This is a genomic window from Barnesiella propionica, from assembly GCF_025567045.1.
Taxonomy (GTDB): Bacteria; Bacteroidota; Bacteroidia; order Bacteroidales; family Barnesiellaceae; genus Barnesiella_B; species Barnesiella_B propionica.
This window is the reverse complement of the sequence record NZ_JAOQJK010000005.1, coordinates 163,091-180,441: the sequence shown is the minus strand read 5'-3', so window position 1 is coordinate 180,441 and position 17,351 is coordinate 163,091. Positions and strand designations below refer to the sequence as shown.

At 39.8% G+C, this 17,351-nt stretch carries 13 protein-coding genes; 10 read left to right on the top strand and 3 right to left on the bottom strand.

Annotated features, from left to right (window positions below; genetic code table 11):
- Window positions 1-13: 13 nt before the first annotated feature.
- Both OCV73_RS08670 and OCV73_RS08665 read right to left on the bottom strand, forming a co-directional pair.
- Window positions 14-1,084 carry a glycosyltransferase family 9 protein gene (locus OCV73_RS08670; RefSeq protein WP_147551351.1) on the bottom strand — a complete coding sequence of 357 codons (1,071 nt, stop codon included), beginning with the start codon at window positions 1,082-1,084 and terminating at the stop codon, window positions 14-16.
- Between the two features lie 41 nt (window positions 1,085-1,125).
- Window positions 1,126-1,731 (bottom strand): DUF4254 domain-containing protein, encoded by a 606-nt coding sequence (locus tag OCV73_RS08665; protein ID WP_147551350.1) that lies wholly within the window; start codon window positions 1,729-1,731, stop codon window positions 1,126-1,128.
- Between the two features lie 139 nt (window positions 1,732-1,870).
- Here OCV73_RS08665 and pdxB point away from each other — a divergent pair, with 139 nt between their 5' ends.
- The 5 genes from pdxB to OCV73_RS08640 all read left to right on the top strand — a co-directional run bounded on the left by pdxB (window position 1,871) and on the right by OCV73_RS08640 (window position 7,331).
- Window positions 1,871-2,989, top strand: a complete 1,119-nt coding sequence (pdxB, locus tag OCV73_RS08660; RefSeq protein ID WP_147551348.1) for a 4-phosphoerythronate dehydrogenase PdxB — start codon at window positions 1,871-1,873, stop codon at window positions 2,987-2,989.
- A 249-nt stretch (window positions 2,990-3,238) separates the two neighbouring features.
- Window positions 3,239-3,475, top strand: a complete 237-nt coding sequence (locus OCV73_RS08655) for an acyl carrier protein (RefSeq protein WP_147551346.1) — start codon at window positions 3,239-3,241, stop codon at window positions 3,473-3,475.
- A gap of 17 nt (window positions 3,476-3,492) precedes the next feature.
- The gene (gene fabF / locus OCV73_RS08650) at window positions 3,493-4,755 is read left to right on the top strand and encodes a beta-ketoacyl-ACP synthase II (RefSeq protein WP_147551344.1); all 1,263 of its coding nucleotides are present in this window, start codon (window positions 3,493-3,495) and stop codon (window positions 4,753-4,755) included.
- Between the two features lie 4 nt (window positions 4,756-4,759).
- Window positions 4,760-5,629, top strand: a complete 870-nt coding sequence (gene rnc / locus OCV73_RS08645) for a ribonuclease III (protein WP_147551342.1) — start codon at window positions 4,760-4,762, stop codon at window positions 5,627-5,629.
- 184 nt (window positions 5,630-5,813) lie between these two features.
- Complete coding sequence (locus OCV73_RS08640; protein ID WP_147551340.1) at window positions 5,814-7,331, top strand: GH3 auxin-responsive promoter family protein; 1,518 nt, start codon at window positions 5,814-5,816, stop codon at window positions 7,329-7,331.
- A gap of 170 nt (window positions 7,332-7,501) precedes the next feature.
- On the opposite strand, the gene OCV73_RS08635 is transcribed toward OCV73_RS08640, so the two are convergent.
- Entirely contained in the window at window positions 7,502-8,284 is a 783-nt protein-coding gene (locus tag OCV73_RS08635) for an endonuclease/exonuclease/phosphatase family protein (protein ID WP_147551339.1), read from the bottom strand.
- 173 nt (window positions 8,285-8,457) lie between these two features.
- Here OCV73_RS08635 and OCV73_RS08630 point away from each other — a divergent pair, with 173 nt between their 5' ends.
- From OCV73_RS08630 to OCV73_RS08610, 5 genes are all read left to right on the top strand, one after another.
- Window positions 8,458-9,030 (top strand): RNA polymerase sigma factor, encoded by a 573-nt coding sequence (locus OCV73_RS08630; RefSeq protein WP_147551337.1) that lies wholly within the window; start codon window positions 8,458-8,460, stop codon window positions 9,028-9,030.
- A gap of 70 nt (window positions 9,031-9,100) precedes the next feature.
- Window positions 9,101-10,156: a FecR family protein gene (locus OCV73_RS08625; RefSeq protein WP_147551335.1), complete on the top strand. Its 1,056-nt coding sequence runs from the start codon at window positions 9,101-9,103 to the stop codon at window positions 10,154-10,156.
- Between the two features lie 16 nt (window positions 10,157-10,172).
- Window positions 10,173-13,499 carry a TonB-dependent receptor gene (locus OCV73_RS08620; RefSeq protein ID WP_147551333.1) on the top strand — a complete coding sequence of 1,109 codons (3,327 nt, stop codon included), beginning with the start codon at window positions 10,173-10,175 and terminating at the stop codon, window positions 13,497-13,499.
- Window positions 13,500-13,513: 14 nt separating this feature from the next.
- Window positions 13,514-15,277, top strand: coding sequence for a RagB/SusD family nutrient uptake outer membrane protein (locus OCV73_RS08615; protein ID WP_147551331.1), 1,764 nt, complete (start codon window positions 13,514-13,516; stop codon window positions 15,275-15,277).
- A gap of 32 nt (window positions 15,278-15,309) precedes the next feature.
- Window positions 15,310-17,349 (top strand): DUF6259 domain-containing protein, encoded by a 2,040-nt coding sequence (locus OCV73_RS08610; RefSeq protein WP_449500942.1) that lies wholly within the window; start codon window positions 15,310-15,312, stop codon window positions 17,347-17,349.
- Window positions 17,350-17,351: the final 2 nt, after the last annotated feature.

Sequence of the window (17,351 nt, the reverse complement as noted above, 5' to 3'; positions counted from 1 at the left end):
TTCTTTTTAATTGCTATTCTTGCGTAGCACTATTTCTTTTTTTATTTATTAAGAGTTCTATCTTATTTATAATCTCATCAGGTAAAATACTCTCCATACAGGCATAATCTTTTCTCCAGCAAGGTTTATTACCGAAAACAGAACAAGGTCTGCAGGATAAATCCGTCTGTATGCAATTATTCAGAGACTGGTTCCAACCATAAAAGCCACAACATACATGAGTAGCTCCCCATACCGAAATTACTGGTGTCGCAACCAACGAAGCCAAATGCATATTGGCAGAATCCATCGAAATCATCACATCCAAAAGACTGATTAATGTAAGTTCGAGTTCAAATCCATAACGTTTTCCGGCCAATGAAATAATACCGGGATATTTTCTCCCCCATTGGTCAAGAATATCCTGTTCTTCCTTTCCTCCGCCAAAAAGGAATACTTTATATCCTTCTTTACCAGCAAAATGTGCAACAACTTTTTCCATTTTGTCTATCGGATATATTTTTCCTTTATGCTTTGCAAACGGAGCGACTCCCATCCATATCTCACCTTCATTTTTAGGCGGAGTTATATTATATAACAAAGCCGCATCTCCGGTTCCCCCGGAAAATAAAGAGTGGAATGTATAAGAAAACTCCATGCCTAATTTTCTGAATACATCGGAATATCGGTCAAAAGAGGATTCAGATTGAAATAAAGCAGGTTTACGACGGGAAGTCAATTTCTTTTTTTCAGCCCTTCCTTTATTTATTCGTGCCACAGGCACACCGGACATTTTAAAAAACAGATCCAGAACCTTTGTCCGCAGCACATCATGTAAGTCGGCCACGGCATCCACAGAAAGCCTCCGCAAGTCTTTATACAAGGTATACAAGCCACGCAATCCGGCATGACGTCCTTTCACCTCAGCGGCAAAAAGCTGTAAATTGGCCGGGCGTTCTATAAAAAGACGTGTCAAAGCAGGCCGGGTAAGCAATATAAATGTCGTGGCCGGATATTGTCTGCACAACGAATATACGACCGGTATTGTCATTGCAACATCACCCAATGCCGACAACCGGATAATCAGAACTTTATTAAATGGCATATTCCTGGCTTATAAATCAAAGCATCTTAAAAGTAACTTATTTATTTACGGGCATATAACACCGGATTCAAGGACGGATCATTATACATCTTCATTTGCTTGTATACTTTCATATATTTACGTCCGGCTTCGATATCGGCCAATAATTGAGAAATAGCCATGGAAAGATCTAACCTCTGTTCGAGCAGAATACGCAGTTTTTCCTTACATGCGATAATATGTTCGGGAGAAGCATCTGTTCGTTCCGCTTCTTGTTGCATATGATATATTTTCAATGCAAGGATAGAAAGACGGTCAAGTGCCCAGGCCGGACTTTCAGTATTAATCGTAGCATCCTCCGCAGGTTTAACGTCATGATATTTTTCCCAGAAATAACTATCGATCAGTTCAACCAGGTCGGTTCTTTCCTGATTCGATTTATCTATTCTGCGTTTTAGCTTCAATGCTTCTACCGGATCTATTTCCGGATGACGGATAATATCTTCCAAATGCCATTGCACCGCATCGATCCAGTTTTTAAGAAAAAGATAATATTCAATCGTCTTTTCTTCATAAGGATTGGCAAGAGCAGCATCTACATTATCGGTTTGATGATATAATTGAGTAGCATTCCAGAAAATCCGGTTACACTTTTCACTAAAATCCATTTGCTATCTATTTTTGTTTCTACAAACATAATAATAGTTTTATAAATACCCAATCTTTGTTACAAAAATTATATAGAAGCTCGCCCCTTACATAAAATAAAGTACATTTGCCTTTACAAAATGATAGAACCTGAAGGTCATGAAACGATTAAAGATTATAGCCGACAGCAAAATACCATATCTCAAAGGTATTTTAGAACCTTACGCACGCATATCATATTATCCGCCACAGGAAATAACCGCCGATAAAGTACATGACGCCGATATTCTTATTATCCGCACCCGTACCCGTTGCGACAAACAATTACTCGGGAACAGTCGTTGCCGATTCATAGGAACGGCAACTATCGGATATGACCACATAGATACCGGCTATTGCCAAGAACATGGCATTACATGGCAAAATGCACCGGGATGCAATGCTTCTTCGGTAGGACAATATATATTATCTTCTTTATTGCTTCTATCCCGGCATACAGGCCGCTCCTTACAAGATATGACTATAGGAATAGTAGGAGTGGGACACGTAGGAAGTATTGTCGCCAAATATTGTCGCATAATGGGCATGAAAGTTTTATTGAACGATCCTCCCCGTGCCCGCAAAGAAGGAGAAAAAGCATTTGTTCCCCTTTTCGAAATAGCGAAGGAATGCGACATTATTACCTTTCATACCCCCCTTATATTATCAGGAACAGATAAGACCTGGCACCTGGCAGATGAAAAATTTTTAGCTTCTCTGGCCAAGCGTCCTGTTATCATCAACAGTTCGCGAGGAGAAGTAACAGACAACCACGCTTTGTTACACGCTCTCGATACAAGGCTGATATCTGAAGTCATACTTGATTGCTGGGAACATGAACCCGATATAAACCTCGAATTGCTGGCAAAAGCATTTATAGCAACCCCGCATATCGCAGGATATTCCGCCGACGGTAAATCCACTGCAACACGCATGATAGTACAGGCAATAGATGAAAAAACAGGAATTTCTATCGACACTTCAGCTATAAAACCACCCTCACCAGTATATCCGGACCTATCTTTATCAGGGACTCAAGCATTGGCGGATGCGGTTATATATACCTACAATCCGAATACAGAAAGCCAAAAGCTCAAAGATCACCCTGAATTATTCGAAGATTTTCGTAATAATTATCCGCTCAGAAGAGAGTTCAACGCATATAATATAGTACATGCACCCGATCATATAAAAGAAAAATTACTTGCATTAGGATTTTCCCTCCCGATAAAAGATTGAAAATAAAGCGAAACCAAAAAAAACATGTCTCATCCAACATGGTTATAAAACATAAGAGACACCCCTGGTTACATAAAAAAATGTAAAAAAAAGGACAAATCAAGTCTAAAAATTGCACACAACACAATATTATGTGCAATTTTTGTCATTTTATAGGAGAAATATTTTTTTTGTTTGGAGAAAAATGTATTTCTTTGCACTGCAAAAAATAAGAACGTAAATTTATTTATTAATTAAAATTTGAAAATCATGTCTGAAATTGCATCAAGAGTAAAAGCAATCATTGTTGATAAATTGGGAGTTGAAGAGTCAGAAGTAAAACCTGAAGCAAGCTTCACCAACGATTTGGGAGCAGACTCTTTGGACACAGTTGAATTAATCATGGAATTCGAAAAAGAATTTGGTATTACTATTCCCGATGATCAAGCAGAAAAAATCGGTACAGTAGGAGATGCCATCGCTTACATCGAAGCTAACGCGAAGTAATTGTATTTTTTATTCTTATGGAATTAAAAAGAGTTGTAGTAACAGGTCTGGGAGCAATCACCCCGCTAGGCAATAATGTAGCTTCCACATGGGAAGCCATGCTGAACGGAGTCAGTGGTGCCGGACCTATTACTCATTTTGATGCGTCACTGTTCAAAACACAGTTTGCCTGTGAAGTAAAGAACTTTGACCCCAATGCTTATTTCGATCGGAAAGAGGCGCGTAAATTCGACCTCTATTCGCAATATGCTGTTGTAGCAGCCAAAGAAGGAATTGAAAATTCAGGTCTGGATTTGGAAAAAGTGAATAAAGATCGCGTAGGCGTAATATTCGCAGCAGGTATCGGAGGTATTCATACTTTTGAACTGGAAGCGGGAGCATATGCAAAAAATCCCGAACTCGGTCCTAAGTACAATCCATTCTTCATACCCAAAATGATCGCGGATATAGCAGCCGGACACATCTCTATGATGTACGGTTTTATGGGGCCGAACTTTGCTACTGTATCGGCATGCGCATCTTCAACCAATGCTATTATCGATGCCTTTAACTATATACGTTTAGGAAAAGCAGATGTAATCGTAACCGGCGGAGCCGAAGCTGCTATATTTCCGGCAGGCGTAGGCGGATTCAACTCTATGCACGCCCTTTCAACCCGCAATGATTCACCGGAAACGGCATCCCGCCCATTCAGTGCATCCCGCGACGGTTTCGTTATGGGCGAAGGCAGTGCCTGTCTTATACTTGAAGACTTGGATCATGCATTGGCTCGTGGCGCTAAAATTTATGCAGAAGTAGTTGGCGGAGGTCTTTCGGCCGATGCTTACCATCTTACGGCATCACATCCCGAAGGATTAGGCGCGAAGCTAGTTATGAAAAATGCTCTCGAAGATGCCGAAATGGCTCCCGAAGAGATAGACTACATCAATGTACACGGGACTTCAACCCCGGTAGGAGATGTTTCGGAAGTTAAAGCGATCAAAGATGTATTTGGAGATCACGCTTACAAATTAAACATCAGCTCTACCAAATCTATGACCGGCCACTTACTGGGTGCAACCGGAGCATTAGAAGCTTTAGCCTGCGTATTGAGCGTTAAAGAGGATGTTGTTCCTCCGACAATCAATCACGAAGACGATGACAAAGATCCTGAAATCGATTACAAGCTTAATTTTACGTTTAATAAACCTCAAAAACGCGTGGTAAATGCAGCTCTTTCCAATACTTTCGGGTTCGGAGGGCATAATGCATGTATCATAGTGAAGAAATTTGTGAAATAACAACGTGCTTAAAACGATTTATAACCGTATAAGGCTCTTTATGCTCAGGCGAAAAGAGCCTTATACTCTTTTTTACAACATATTGGGATTCTATCCTAAAAACATACAGCTTTACGAACAGGCTTGTCTGCATCGTTCATCCTCCATACGCACAGAGAAAGGAAGATGGATTAATAACGAACGCCTTGAATTTTTAGGAGATGCTATCCTGGACGCTATTGTCGCCGACGTTGTATTCAAAACATTCGATTCGAAAAAAGAAGGCTTTCTCACCAACACGCGCTCCAAAATCGTACAACGCGAAACGCTTAATAAACTAGCCGTACAAATAGGTTTGGACAAATTAATCATTTCGTCAATGAAAACCAATTCCCACAATAATTATATGTACGGAAACGCTTTCGAAGCTTTTATCGGTGCAATATATCTGGACCAGGGATATAACGTATGTAAAAAATTTGTAGAAGAAAGAGTTATAGCTCCGTATATCAATCTATCTAAAGTAGCAAAAAAAGAATTTAATTTTAAATCACGGCTGATCGAGTGGTGCCAGAAACAAAAAATAAGTATCGAATTTTCTTTGGTAGAATCTTTCGTAGACCATGACAATAATCCTGTCTTTCAGTCACAAGCCCAATTAGGAGGATTGTCAGGGGGCATAGGAATCGGCTATTCAAAAAAAGAATCGCAACAAAATGCGGCACGAATGGCTCTCAAAAAATTACATAACGATAAGACCTATTATGATGCGGTCATAGCAACCCGCACCGTAATAAAAAACGAGGCTGGGGAAAACGACAATACTCCTATCGACGAGTTACCCAATGATGCTACTTTGCACGAAGAAGAAAACACGCCGGCTTTGCCGAACTGAATAAGGAATAATTTCTCTTTTCGGGGAAAAGGTACAATCGACAACTCTTTCATAACTACGAACTTCTTTTCTACTTTAATACCAATCTCCAATCTATTATTTAACCAAAAGCAAAATTTATTTGTTATCAATTGTATTGCACAAAGAATTGTGTATTTTTGTCAATAAATGACACTATAAGCAAATGAATAAAACAAATATTCTCAGATATCTTTATGCCGACAGATTAAAAAAAATAGATCTTTATTCCCGCAACGGAGAAGAGATACAGCGACAGCAGCTTTCTTACCTCCTTGCCAAGGCAAAGAGGACAGAGATAGGTCGCCAATATGAATTCAACTCGATAAAAAATTATTCCGCTTTTACTTCCCGCATTCCTGTCATAGATTATGAAGGTTTAAAACCTTATGTAAAACGTATGCATCAGGGAGAACAGAACCTTATCTGGCCCGGAAGAATTAAATGGTACGCAAAATCTTCAGGCACGACAAACGATAAAAGCAAATTCATCCCTGTTAGTAAAGAAGCCTTAAAAGAGTGTCATTACAGAGGTGGACAAGACTGCGTAGCTATATATCTGCGCAACAATCCCGACAGTCGTTTTTTATCCGGGAAAGGCCTGATTCTGGGAGGCAGCCACAAAGTAAGTTCAATATCCCGATATGCAGACTGCGGAGATCTGTCCGCCGTTCTTATCCAGAATATCAATCCTTTGATTAATTTCATACGTACGCCTAGTAAAAAAATAGCTTTAATGTCGGAATGGGAAAGCAAACTGGAATCCATCGCAAATGCGACTATTCATGCACACGTCACAAACCTGTCGGGGGTTCCCTCCTGGTTCCTTGTTCTCATTAAATTAATATTGCAGAAAACTGGAAAACAATATCTGTCCGAAGTATGGCCCGACCTCGAAGTATTCTTTCATGGAGGTATCAGTTTCGACCCGTACCGGGAACAATATAAAGAACTCATCCCAACGGAAAAAATGCACTACGTGGAAACTTATAATGCTTCAGAGGGCTTCTTCGCCGTACAGAACGATTTTACCGATCCGGCAATGTTGCTAATGATAGACTTGGGTATATTTTACGAATTTATTCCGCTGGAAGATATAAACAAGCCATCTCCCCGCATCTATCCTCTTTGGGAAACAGAACCCGACCGGCACTATGCACTGGTAATTACGACAAACAGCGGACTCTGGAGATATAACACAGGCGATACGGTAAAAGTCACATCCATAAATCCTTTAAAAATAATCATTGCAGGACGTACCAAATTCTTTATCAATGCATTCGGAGAAGAACTAATGGTAGATAATGCAGAAAAAGGAATTGCACGTGCAAGTGCAGAAACAGGAGCAACTGTCATAAATTATACGGCTGCACCCATATACATGTCAGGAAAAACCAAAGGACGGCACCAGTGGCTTATAGAATTTGAGAAAATGCCTAAATCACTAGACTCATTTGCAGAATCACTGGATCGAAACCTGCAGATGCTTAATTCCGACTATGAAGCCAAACGATACAAAGATATCGCATTAGGCCGGCTTGAAGTGATTCCCGCCCGGAAAGACATATTTAATGAATGGCTGCGGGAACGTGGAAAACTGGGAGGACAACATAAAATACCCCGGCTTAATAACAACCGGAATTTCATTGAAGAGATGTTATCGCTCAATCAAAACAAAATTTAAACACATATATAATAAGATATATCTTTACAAACACACACCATATTATATAGCATATTTATCTCTGCTCCAGAGTACTGTAGCAGAGATTATTTTAAAGCTTAAAAACAATACTATTTTATTTCCTATTAAAAACAGAAATTTTATCAATATAAAAAAATCGAACCATAATTTTACTTTTTGACATATTCCAGGTCCGAGATAATCGGACTATGGTCCGATAATTCCGATCGAACCGCTTGGCTCTTTATCAGACTCCATCCTTTTTCAGGACGGGCGAATATGTAATCGATCTTTATTTTAGGTTCCCGGGCAGGAAATGTCAAAGACGAATCAGTAGCATCGAACCAGTTAGAAGACATGATCCCCTTTATGGTTTCAGAATCCGGTTTTGCATTGAAATCCCCTCCTATAATAACAGGACAAGAAAATTTTTTAAAATAATCTGTTATATATTCTGCCTGCAACCGGCGTGTCTTTTCATCTTTCACATCCAGATGTGTGGCTGCAAAAATAATCGTGTCAGCCTCGCCTATTTCAAACAGAGCTTCAAGAAGAACACGAGGTTCGGTGCCCTGAGGATTCGGTAAATTTAATTTATTGACATGGATATAAGGATATCTGGAGAGTATCGCTATGCCATAATAGCCTTTGTTGAAATTAATTGTCTTTCCATAAAGACCGAACATATTGCTTTTTCCTGCCAGTTCCGAAATAATATTCCTCCCATTCTGATGCGGAGCAAGGCTTCTGTCAGTATTTACATCCACCTCTTCCAAAGCAACAAAATCAGGCTTAAAAGATTTGATATGTTCGGCAAGCCGATCAACTGTCGCAAGTTCTCCGAATCTTATGTTATATGTCATTACCCTGAGTCTCAGTGTATCTTGCGCATTCATAATACTCCACTCAAATAACATTATAACTACAAAAAATAAAATTTTTGATTTTCGCATAATATAGTTTATTTTCATATACAAATTTATTATTATTATTCGTTTTAACAGACCAATATTATAAATTATTTTTAATAACATCGCATATAATAATAAAATAATTTCATTATTAAAGCAATTAATTAAAATATTTATTATATTTGCATTGTGCTACCTTTCCTATTTAAATACTAATGAATAAACAAATCAATATAGAATCCTTTATCTCGGGCAATATAGATACATTTGAGTCTCTGTACAATAGCTATGTAGGAAAAATCTTCAACTATATAAATTCTTTCATCTGTAACCCCGATATCGCGAAAGATATTACACAAAACACATTTCTTCAATTATGGAATTCACGGAATAACCTGAATACAGATGGAAATATAGAAGGTTATATATATTCTATCTCCCGAAATTTACTATTCCAGGAAATACGTCGGCTGAATATCATGAAGAATTACGCCGCTTATATACAAGAGGAGACAAAAAAAGAGGAATATCCACAAATTGAGGAAACTCTTTCCCGGGATATGATCGAACAACAAATTCTTTCTTTACTGGTAGAATTACCTGAAGCCCGCCGTAAAATTTTTCTGATGAGATGGAGCCATGGCCTGTCAAATAAAGAAATTGCACAAAAACTATCCATTTCAGAAAAAACAGTTTCAACTCAAATACATCGCACGGTGAGCTTTTTGAAATCCAAAATAGGATCCATATTTATAACTATCATACTACTCTCTTCAACAATTTTCTAAAATATTTCTTTTTGTTGTAATCCTTTTATAGGTATTATGAATATATATAATATATAATAAATCACAGGGAATGGATAGGAAACGTATAAAATATCTGATTACAAATCTGTTTACAGGTTCTTCTTCTATGTCAGAACGTGCCGAAATGGCAAAATGGATTAACTCCGAAGAGGCCGAACAGACAAGCAAAGAAGTATGGGAAAGCGTTTCCAACGACATCGATAATACGATCAAAAAAAACATTTGGAATAATATACAATCCCATTTAAAATCCGAACCTAACGATATATCAATCCCCCAATGCATCCATAAACACAAGAGCCATTACATATTAAAAATTGCAGCTTTCATAGCTGTTATTTTATGCTCAACTTTTATTTCTCTCATATTATTATACAATAATCATTTCATTGGTAATAAAGAAAGTGCAAAAAATAATATCTACAGTTTTGAAGTAGCATCAGGACAAAAAGGGCACATACGTCTGGCAGATGGCACAGTAGTATATCTCAACTCGGCATCTAAAATATCATTTACAGGCGATTATAATTTAGAAAAGCGAACCATTGACTTAGATGGAGAAGCATATTTCGAAGTTGCTAAAAATCCTGATAAAAAATTTATTGTTTCATGCAACGGGATAGAAGTAGAAGCATTAGGAACCGAATTCAATGTAAAAGCTTACTCTACCGATAGTATCATCACTACGACCCTGGCCAAAGGTAAGGTTAAAGTATACAGTGAAAAACAAAGTATAACACTCTATCCTAAAGATGTAGCCACCTATAATCTGAAACGTCAAACTATCAAATCATCTACTGTCGATGATATTTCTGTCGCAGACTATTGGAGATCGGGGCAGCTTATTTTCGATGCAGAACCTCTTTCTTCTATCGCACAAACCATGGAAAGAATGTATAACGTAAAGATCAATATTAAAGACGAAAGACTGAAAAACATGAAATTTACCGGGACTATTCAAAATAATTCGTTGAATAACGTCATGCACATCATAAGCCTGAGTTATCCTCTTATGTATACGATAACCGACTCCATAATAATCATTTCAACTCAAAATAAAGAGCTAAAAAATTATAACTCAAAAAAACAATCAGCCAATATTTAAGCCAGAAATTAAGCCTATGAAAAATTTTAATTCAAAGGCACTCAAGCTATTGAGCCTTTTAGTATTATTATTTATTGCTTATCCAGCAAATGCTCAGTATTCGGTCAATATTACGGATAAGACAATTGCACAAGCAATCAAAATTATTGAAGGAAGCACCGATTATAAGTTCTTTTATGCAGAGAATTTACCTGACCTGACTAAAAGAGTCAGCTTCAAAACAGTAAATAAACCTATTGAAGCTGCTCTTGAGAATTTATTCAGAGGGACCCGCATCTCATATAAAATTAGCGGGCAGAAACAGATTGTACTTTCTCAAAAGGGTGCTCAAGCATCTGTAAACACTCCCGCTTTAACTCCATCTGCCGGGACCTATACCGTCAAAGGAACCGTCAAGGGAAATGATGGAGAACCGCTGATCGGAGCCACCGTCATGTCCGATAATAACAACACCGGAACTTCTACCGACATAAACGGCAACTACGAATTGCAATTAACAAAACCCACGACACTAACTTATGCTTATATAGGCTATGCACCCGTGAAAGTCAAAGTGAATAAATCAGAAACAAAAGATGTTACTTTACTGGGATCCGACATTCAGTTAGACGATGTCGTAGTCGTAGGATATGGTACACAGAAGAAAATAAATCTTACTGGATCAGTACAGAGTGTCAATAGTGATGAAATTCTCAGACGCAGCGTTTCTACCGGTTCCGCCGCACTGCAAGGATTAGTTCCGGGACTTACAGCCGTTCAATCTTCCGGGCAACCGGGGGCGGACAACGCTTCTCTCAAGATCCGGGGGTTAGGTTCTCTTAATTCATCGACGGCTCCATTAATATTAATCGATGGGATAGAAGGAGATATGAACCGTATCGACCTGAATTCGGTAGAATCCATTACCGTATTAAAAGATGCATCCTCGGCCTCGATATACGGTTCCAGAGCCTCGAACGGAGTAATATTGGTGACAACCAAACGAGGGGCTGAAGGGAAAGTAAAAATAACATTCAACGGCTACGCCGGATTTAATGAACCCACGACTCTGCCTACCCCAACTACAGCAATAGAATATATGCAAGCCGTAGATGTGGCACGCAGTAACGCACATCAGGACCCATTATATACCAATACTATTGAAATATACAAAAACGGCGGAGTAGATAATATCAACTTCTACGACACGGACTGGAGAAAAGAAGTTATCAAAGAAAGTGCGGCCATTCAAAACTATTCACTTAGTCTTAGCGGAGGAAATGACGTAGTAAAACTTTTCGCTTCAGCCGGATATTTCGCTCAGGACGGACTAATCGATAATAATAAATTTACACGTACTTCTCTTCGTGTAAACACCGATACGAAAGTTAACAAATGGTTAAAAGTTGGAGTAGATGTAGGAATACGCCAATCTACGGCAAAAGCCCCCGTAATGGAAACAGCGGCCAATATTATAGGAAAAGCGCTGACGATGACTCCTATCATGTCGGGTATCAATGCCGACGGCACGTGGGGTAACGGTATCAACGGTACAAATCCCATCGCCATGGTGCGATGCGGATGCACAAGTAACAGTACCGCTCCTGAATACACCGCCCGAACGACAGTATCCATCGATCCTTTCAAAGGGTTCAATATCTTCGGAGCATACACATGGAAACGCGCAGACGGTGAAACCAACGCTTTTGTAACCCCCTACAAAGTATTTGAAAACGGAGTATCAAAAGGAGCATTTCCGACTACAGGCTCATCGAAATCGGAGCAGAGAACAAAAAGCGTTACCAAACAATATAATCTGCAAGGTACTTATGAGAAAGATTTTCATAAAAACAACATAAAAATATTACTCGGATTCCAAAGTGAAGAATTGAATTACAACTATTTAATCGCCGGACGTAAAAATTATTATTACGACGGATATGAAGAATTGGTAAATGGCGATATCAAAACCATGACAAATTCCAGTTCGAAATATGCATGGGCCATGCTATCCTATTTTTTCAGAGTAAATTATGCGTTCGATAACAGATATTTATTGGAAGTCAACGGACGTTATGACGGAACCTCCAGATTCAAAAAAGGACATCGCTGGGGCTTTTTCCCTTCGGTATCTGCAGGATGGAGAATATCCGAAGAAAGTTTCTTTGAATCGGCAAAAGAAGTTGTAGATAATCTGAAACTCAGGGTATCCTACGGAGAATTAGGTAACCAGGCCATTAGCGGTTATTATCCATATGCCTCATCCATAGGAAGTGCCGCAGATTACGGATATTGGTTTGACAAACAATTATCGTCCGGTGTTGCACAAATACAATTAGCGAATGCGGACATCACATGGGAAAAATCAAAACAATTTAATGCGGCTATCGATGCAGGATTATTAAATAGCCGCCTGAATGTGACTTTCGATTATTACATCCGGAATATTACCAATATGTTGCAGCAATTCCCCGTCCCTCTATTCGTGGGAATGACTTCACCCTGGACAAATGCAGGCTCCATGAGAAACAACGGATGGGAGCTTTCCATATCATGGAATGACCGTATAGGTAAATTCAATTATTATGTAAAAGGAAATCTCTCCGATGTAAAGAATAAAGTAATCGACTTATACGGAAAAGAATATGTAGGAACTACAACCATAACTAAAGAAGGCGAACAGTATAACTCCTGGTACGGATTTATTGCCGATGGTTATTTCCAGGACAGAGACGAAATAAACAGCTCTCCGGTATATGGCGGAAACCCAAAAAATGTAGAACCCGGCTATATCAAATATAAGGATATTAGCGGAGAAGACGGTAAACCGGACGGAAAAATTGATGATTACGACAAGACCATATTAGGTAACCCCACTCCGCGATATGAATTCGGACTGACATTAGGAGGAGACTGGAAAGGTCTGGACTTTTCACTATTCTTTCAGGGTGTGGGTAAAAAGGATGTATATTATTCCGGAGCAGGAGCCCGGGCTTTATCCGGTAATTATACGATATATAAATACCAGTTGGATTACTGGACAGAAGATAACCGTAATGCCAAATTCCCGTTATTGCTCGAAGACCCCAGCGGAACAAATCCAAACAATATGATATCCAGTTTCTGGGTGAAAAGCGGAGCATACTGCCGTTTAAAAAACATAGTGATAGGATATACCCTTCCCTCTAAATGGGTACAAAAAGCAACCTTGTCCAAAGTGAGAATTTATGCCAGTGCACAAAATCTGTTCACAATAAAAAATAACTTCTATGAAGGATTCGATCCTGAAAACAGCATCGGGTCGGGAGTAAGCTGCTATCCATTGAATAAAACCTTTTTGTTCGGACTTAATGTAGAATTTTAATAATTAGAAAAAAGATGAAAAAGACAATATTATATAGTTTGATAACTATCTTTTTTATAGCCATGGGATTTTCTTCATGTTCCGATTTTCTCGATCAAACCAACCCGGCCTACGATGCCGAAGGTTTCTATTCGACAGAAGCAGGATTAAAGGAAGGAGTAACAGGTATTTACCCTCTTTTGTATTTCGATATGAACTGGCTGGTACCGGCTTGTATCGTTCTTGACCATTATACGGCATACGGGCTCGAACAGGACGAAAACAAATCCATCGGAGCAGGAGGAACATTGAATCCGGACAATGGTAAAATCCAAACATTCTGGAGCGGTGAATATAAAATAATAGCCCGGGCTAATTCGGTAATAAACGGTGCAAAAGATGCCATTGCAATGATGAGCGATACAGCTAAACAGTTTTATGCAGAAGCCCGTGTACTAAGAGCTTACGCCTATTATAATCTCGTATCGGCGTTCGGCGACGTACCATTCTTTACCGCCCCAGTAACGCCGGAGCAATATACCGCCGGACGTACCCCCAAAGGAGATATAATAGATTTCCTTATCGAAGATCTCAACGAAGCAGCCGATCATCTTCCCTGGACCGGAGGGGAACGAGGCCGGGTAGACAAATCCGTTGCATACGGCTTGATCGCCCGTATAGGTCTGTTCGGTGGTAGTTTCAATATATCCAATAAAGGAGCAAGCTATTTCAGAGAAGCTGCTTCCGCTGCCAGCAAAGTTATGGGAAAACGACACCTGGCAAAAAATTTCTCCGACTTATTCAATCTTTCCGGTCAAGCTAAAAGTGATGTAAGGGATGAATTATTATGGGAACTTATGTATTCTACTAACGGTACAAAAAAATTACATACGGTAGGTTACGGGCATTCGTCCCGGAACTATGGATCATCGGTACGTTTCCCCAGCTCATTGATCGTAGATACTTACGAATGTATCGACGGAAAACGCATAGATGAATCTCCGCTTTACGATCCGAAACATCCGACCCGGAACAGAGACCCACGTTTCAATGCCACTTTGGCCGGACACGGCGATACAGTGAATTATACCAATACCGACGGCCAAAATCCCTTAAAACTTATTCTTAATATATACGATGACAAAACCCAGTTCTATCCTCGCAAAGGCAAATGGTACAATGCCGCAAACGTAGACGTTGTCACAACCAGTCCCTCTCTCGTAAATAATGGGGTAGGATATTTATGGCGTAAATATGCCGACGAAAATACCGAGCAGCTCATGAGTTCTTCCAGTAATTTGGCACTCATGCGTTATGCCGAAATACTTCTGACTTATGCAGAGGCAAAGATAGAACTTAACGAATTAAACGACTCCGTATACTCGGCGATTAATGAAGTCCGTAAACGTGTCGGAATGCCCCTCGTTCCGGATGCTATAAAGGGAGATCAAAACAAATTACGCCAATTGGTACGGCGTGAACGCAAAGTCGAGTTTGTTCTTGAAGGATTATTGTTCGTAGATGTTCGCCGCTGGGGTATTGGAGACATGCTTAACGAACACCCGACTTACGGTCAGCCTAAACCGGAAATCAGATATGAAGGATTGGAGGCGACCGACATTCCTTATTTCAAAACCGATGATCGGCACGACTTAAATGATATTCCTTCCTATGAAGGTTACAAAGATAAACTCAGGGTAAGGGACAGGAACAGGTATTGGGAACCCAAATTTACCTGGTGGCCTATTCCGCGTCTCGAAACGAACCGTGACCCGAATTTAACTAATCCCGACTATTAATTTGATATTATATGATATTCATAAATTTCCACATGATAATGAAACGAGTCTACATATTCATTCTTGTCTTTCTCATGAACATTGCTGCAGTATGGGGTCAGGCCAACGGCACACAGATTGCCGAAACAGACTCGACCCTAATTATGCAGAACAGTAAAGTGAGAATAGAATTTCCCAAGGGTAAAATTTTTGATATTTCTAAATTTTCCCTCAATGGGAAAGAATTAATATTAAACAAGGGAAATAATACTATTCCCTGGACTCTTACATATAAAGGTCCCCAGGGAGAAAATCCCGTACTTTTTCCATCTCACGGAGAATATACCGGATGGTCAAAGGAAAAGAAAGACGGTCACATGGCAATCTCTTTCCACTGGAATATGAGACTTACCTATGACGACTTAGTACCTGTAATAATGATCATTTCCATACCTGACGATTCGGATCTTGTCCATTGGGATATTCAAGCAGGAACTCCCGAAGGTTGGTTAGTAAGCAACACTCAATTCCCCCGGGTAACCGTCGGCCGGCCCGAGAAGGCCAAATTAATAACTTCAGCGGGCTGGGGTGCAGAATATGACCTGAAAAATCCTCAGGTATATACATCGAGTTATCCTTCGGTAACAGGTTCTATGCAATTATTGCTGCTCCATAATTCCGACGGATCGTTATATTATGCAACACAGGATAGAAATGCCTGCGGTAAAGACCTAAGAGCGTCCGTAAGCGATAATAACGTTACTCTTCTCACCGATGTAGTTGCTTCGGAAGGATGGTCGAATCATCAAAGCAAGACCTTTTCCCTTCCGTGGTCAACCGTTATCGGGTATTCAAATCTCGGATGGCAGGACGCTGCAACAAAATGGTATCGTCCGTTTACGTTCACTACCGAATGGGGGAACAAACCTTTAGCTTCGCGCAATATACCACAGTGGCTATTGGATACAGATACCTGGATACGGGCTAAAGGAGTAAGCGATACAGTAAGAAACGCTGTAAAAAAAGCCATAGACCTCTACGGAAAAAACACATTTGTCCATTGGTATTTCTGGCATCATTATCCCTATGATACTCACTACCCCGACTACTTTCCCGCAAAAGCAGGTTTTGCAGATATGATAGCCGAAGTACAAAGAAGAGGATGCCATACGGTTCCTTATATTAACGGAAGATTATGGGATCCGGCAAGTGACAGCTATTCGACCCTGAACGGAATATCGGCTTCTTGCAGGAAACCGGACGGAATGCTCTATACCGAAATATATCCGACATCAAAAGTATTGAATACCGTAACTTGTCCGGCATCCGAACTGTGGCAGGGAATAATAACCGACCTCGTCATAAAAATCCAGAAAGAATTAAAAACCAACGGTGTCTATATCGACCAGATCGCTGCCGCCGCCCCTCAACCATGCTGGGCGACTAATCACGGACATGCCCGGGGCGGAGGCGATTACTGGCATAAATCATACCGCCACTTAATGGATTCACTCCGTAACCATCATTTAGAACCGGGAAATATACTTATCAGCGAAGAAAATGCCGAATGTTATATTGACATGTTTGACTTGTTACTTACAGTCAACTCTCCGCACGACGGATGCAGAATAGTACCTTTATTTCCTATAGTATATTCCGACAGACTTATAACAGCGGCCTATACTTACTCTCCTACCGACAGAGTAAATCGCGGGGATTTTCTTTACCAGACTATGCAATGCTTCTTATACGGTTCTCAATTAGGATGGGTCGATCCTACCCTGCTAATGAAAGACGAAGCCAAAAGAGAAGCTGATTTCTTAAAAGAACTCTCCAATCTACGTAAAAAGCAACATGACGTTTTCGTCGGAGGAAGATACATAAAAGAAATCATACCGGGAGGAGATAATCCTATGGTAAACGTTCCCGGATTCGGGAAAATGAACGTTGTAGCGGGGTCCGAATGGATTACCGCAAACGGAAAGAGAGTCCAATATTATGTCAATATGGATAATACCGACCATGAAATAGTATTGCCCGACAGCAACAAAATCACGGTAAAAGCTTTGCAAGGGATCAGAATTAATTTATAAAA

Excerpts from the sequence above, each read along its gene's own strand:
- OCV73_RS08670 (WP_147551351.1), bottom strand. The coding sequence starts at position 1,084 with ATGCCATTTAATAAAGTTCTGATTATCCGGTTGTCGGCATTGGGTGAT.
- OCV73_RS08665 (WP_147551350.1), bottom strand. The coding sequence starts at position 1,731 with ATGGATTTTAGTGAAAAGTGTAACCGGATTTTCTGGAATGCTACTCAA.
- pdxB (WP_147551348.1), top strand. The coding sequence starts at position 1,871 with ATGAAACGATTAAAGATTATAGCCGACAGCAAAATACCATATCTCAAA.
- OCV73_RS08655 (WP_147551346.1), top strand. The coding sequence starts at position 3,239 with ATGTCTGAAATTGCATCAAGAGTAAAAGCAATCATTGTTGATAAATTG.
- fabF (WP_147551344.1), top strand. The coding sequence starts at position 3,493 with ATGGAATTAAAAAGAGTTGTAGTAACAGGTCTGGGAGCAATCACCCCG.
- OCV73_RS08640 (WP_147551340.1), top strand. The coding sequence starts at position 5,814 with ATGAATAAAACAAATATTCTCAGATATCTTTATGCCGACAGATTAAAA.
- OCV73_RS08635 (WP_147551339.1), bottom strand. The coding sequence starts at position 8,284 with ATGCGAAAATCAAAAATTTTATTTTTTGTAGTTATAATGTTATTTGAG.
- OCV73_RS08630 (WP_147551337.1), top strand. The coding sequence starts at position 8,458 with ATGAATAAACAAATCAATATAGAATCCTTTATCTCGGGCAATATAGAT.
- OCV73_RS08625 (WP_147551335.1), top strand. The coding sequence starts at position 9,101 with ATGGATAGGAAACGTATAAAATATCTGATTACAAATCTGTTTACAGGT.
- OCV73_RS08620 (WP_147551333.1), top strand. The coding sequence starts at position 10,173 with ATGAAAAATTTTAATTCAAAGGCACTCAAGCTATTGAGCCTTTTAGTA.
- OCV73_RS08615 (WP_147551331.1), top strand. The coding sequence starts at position 13,514 with ATGAAAAAGACAATATTATATAGTTTGATAACTATCTTTTTTATAGCC.
- OCV73_RS08610 (WP_449500942.1), top strand. The coding sequence starts at position 15,310 with ATGATAATGAAACGAGTCTACATATTCATTCTTGTCTTTCTCATGAAC.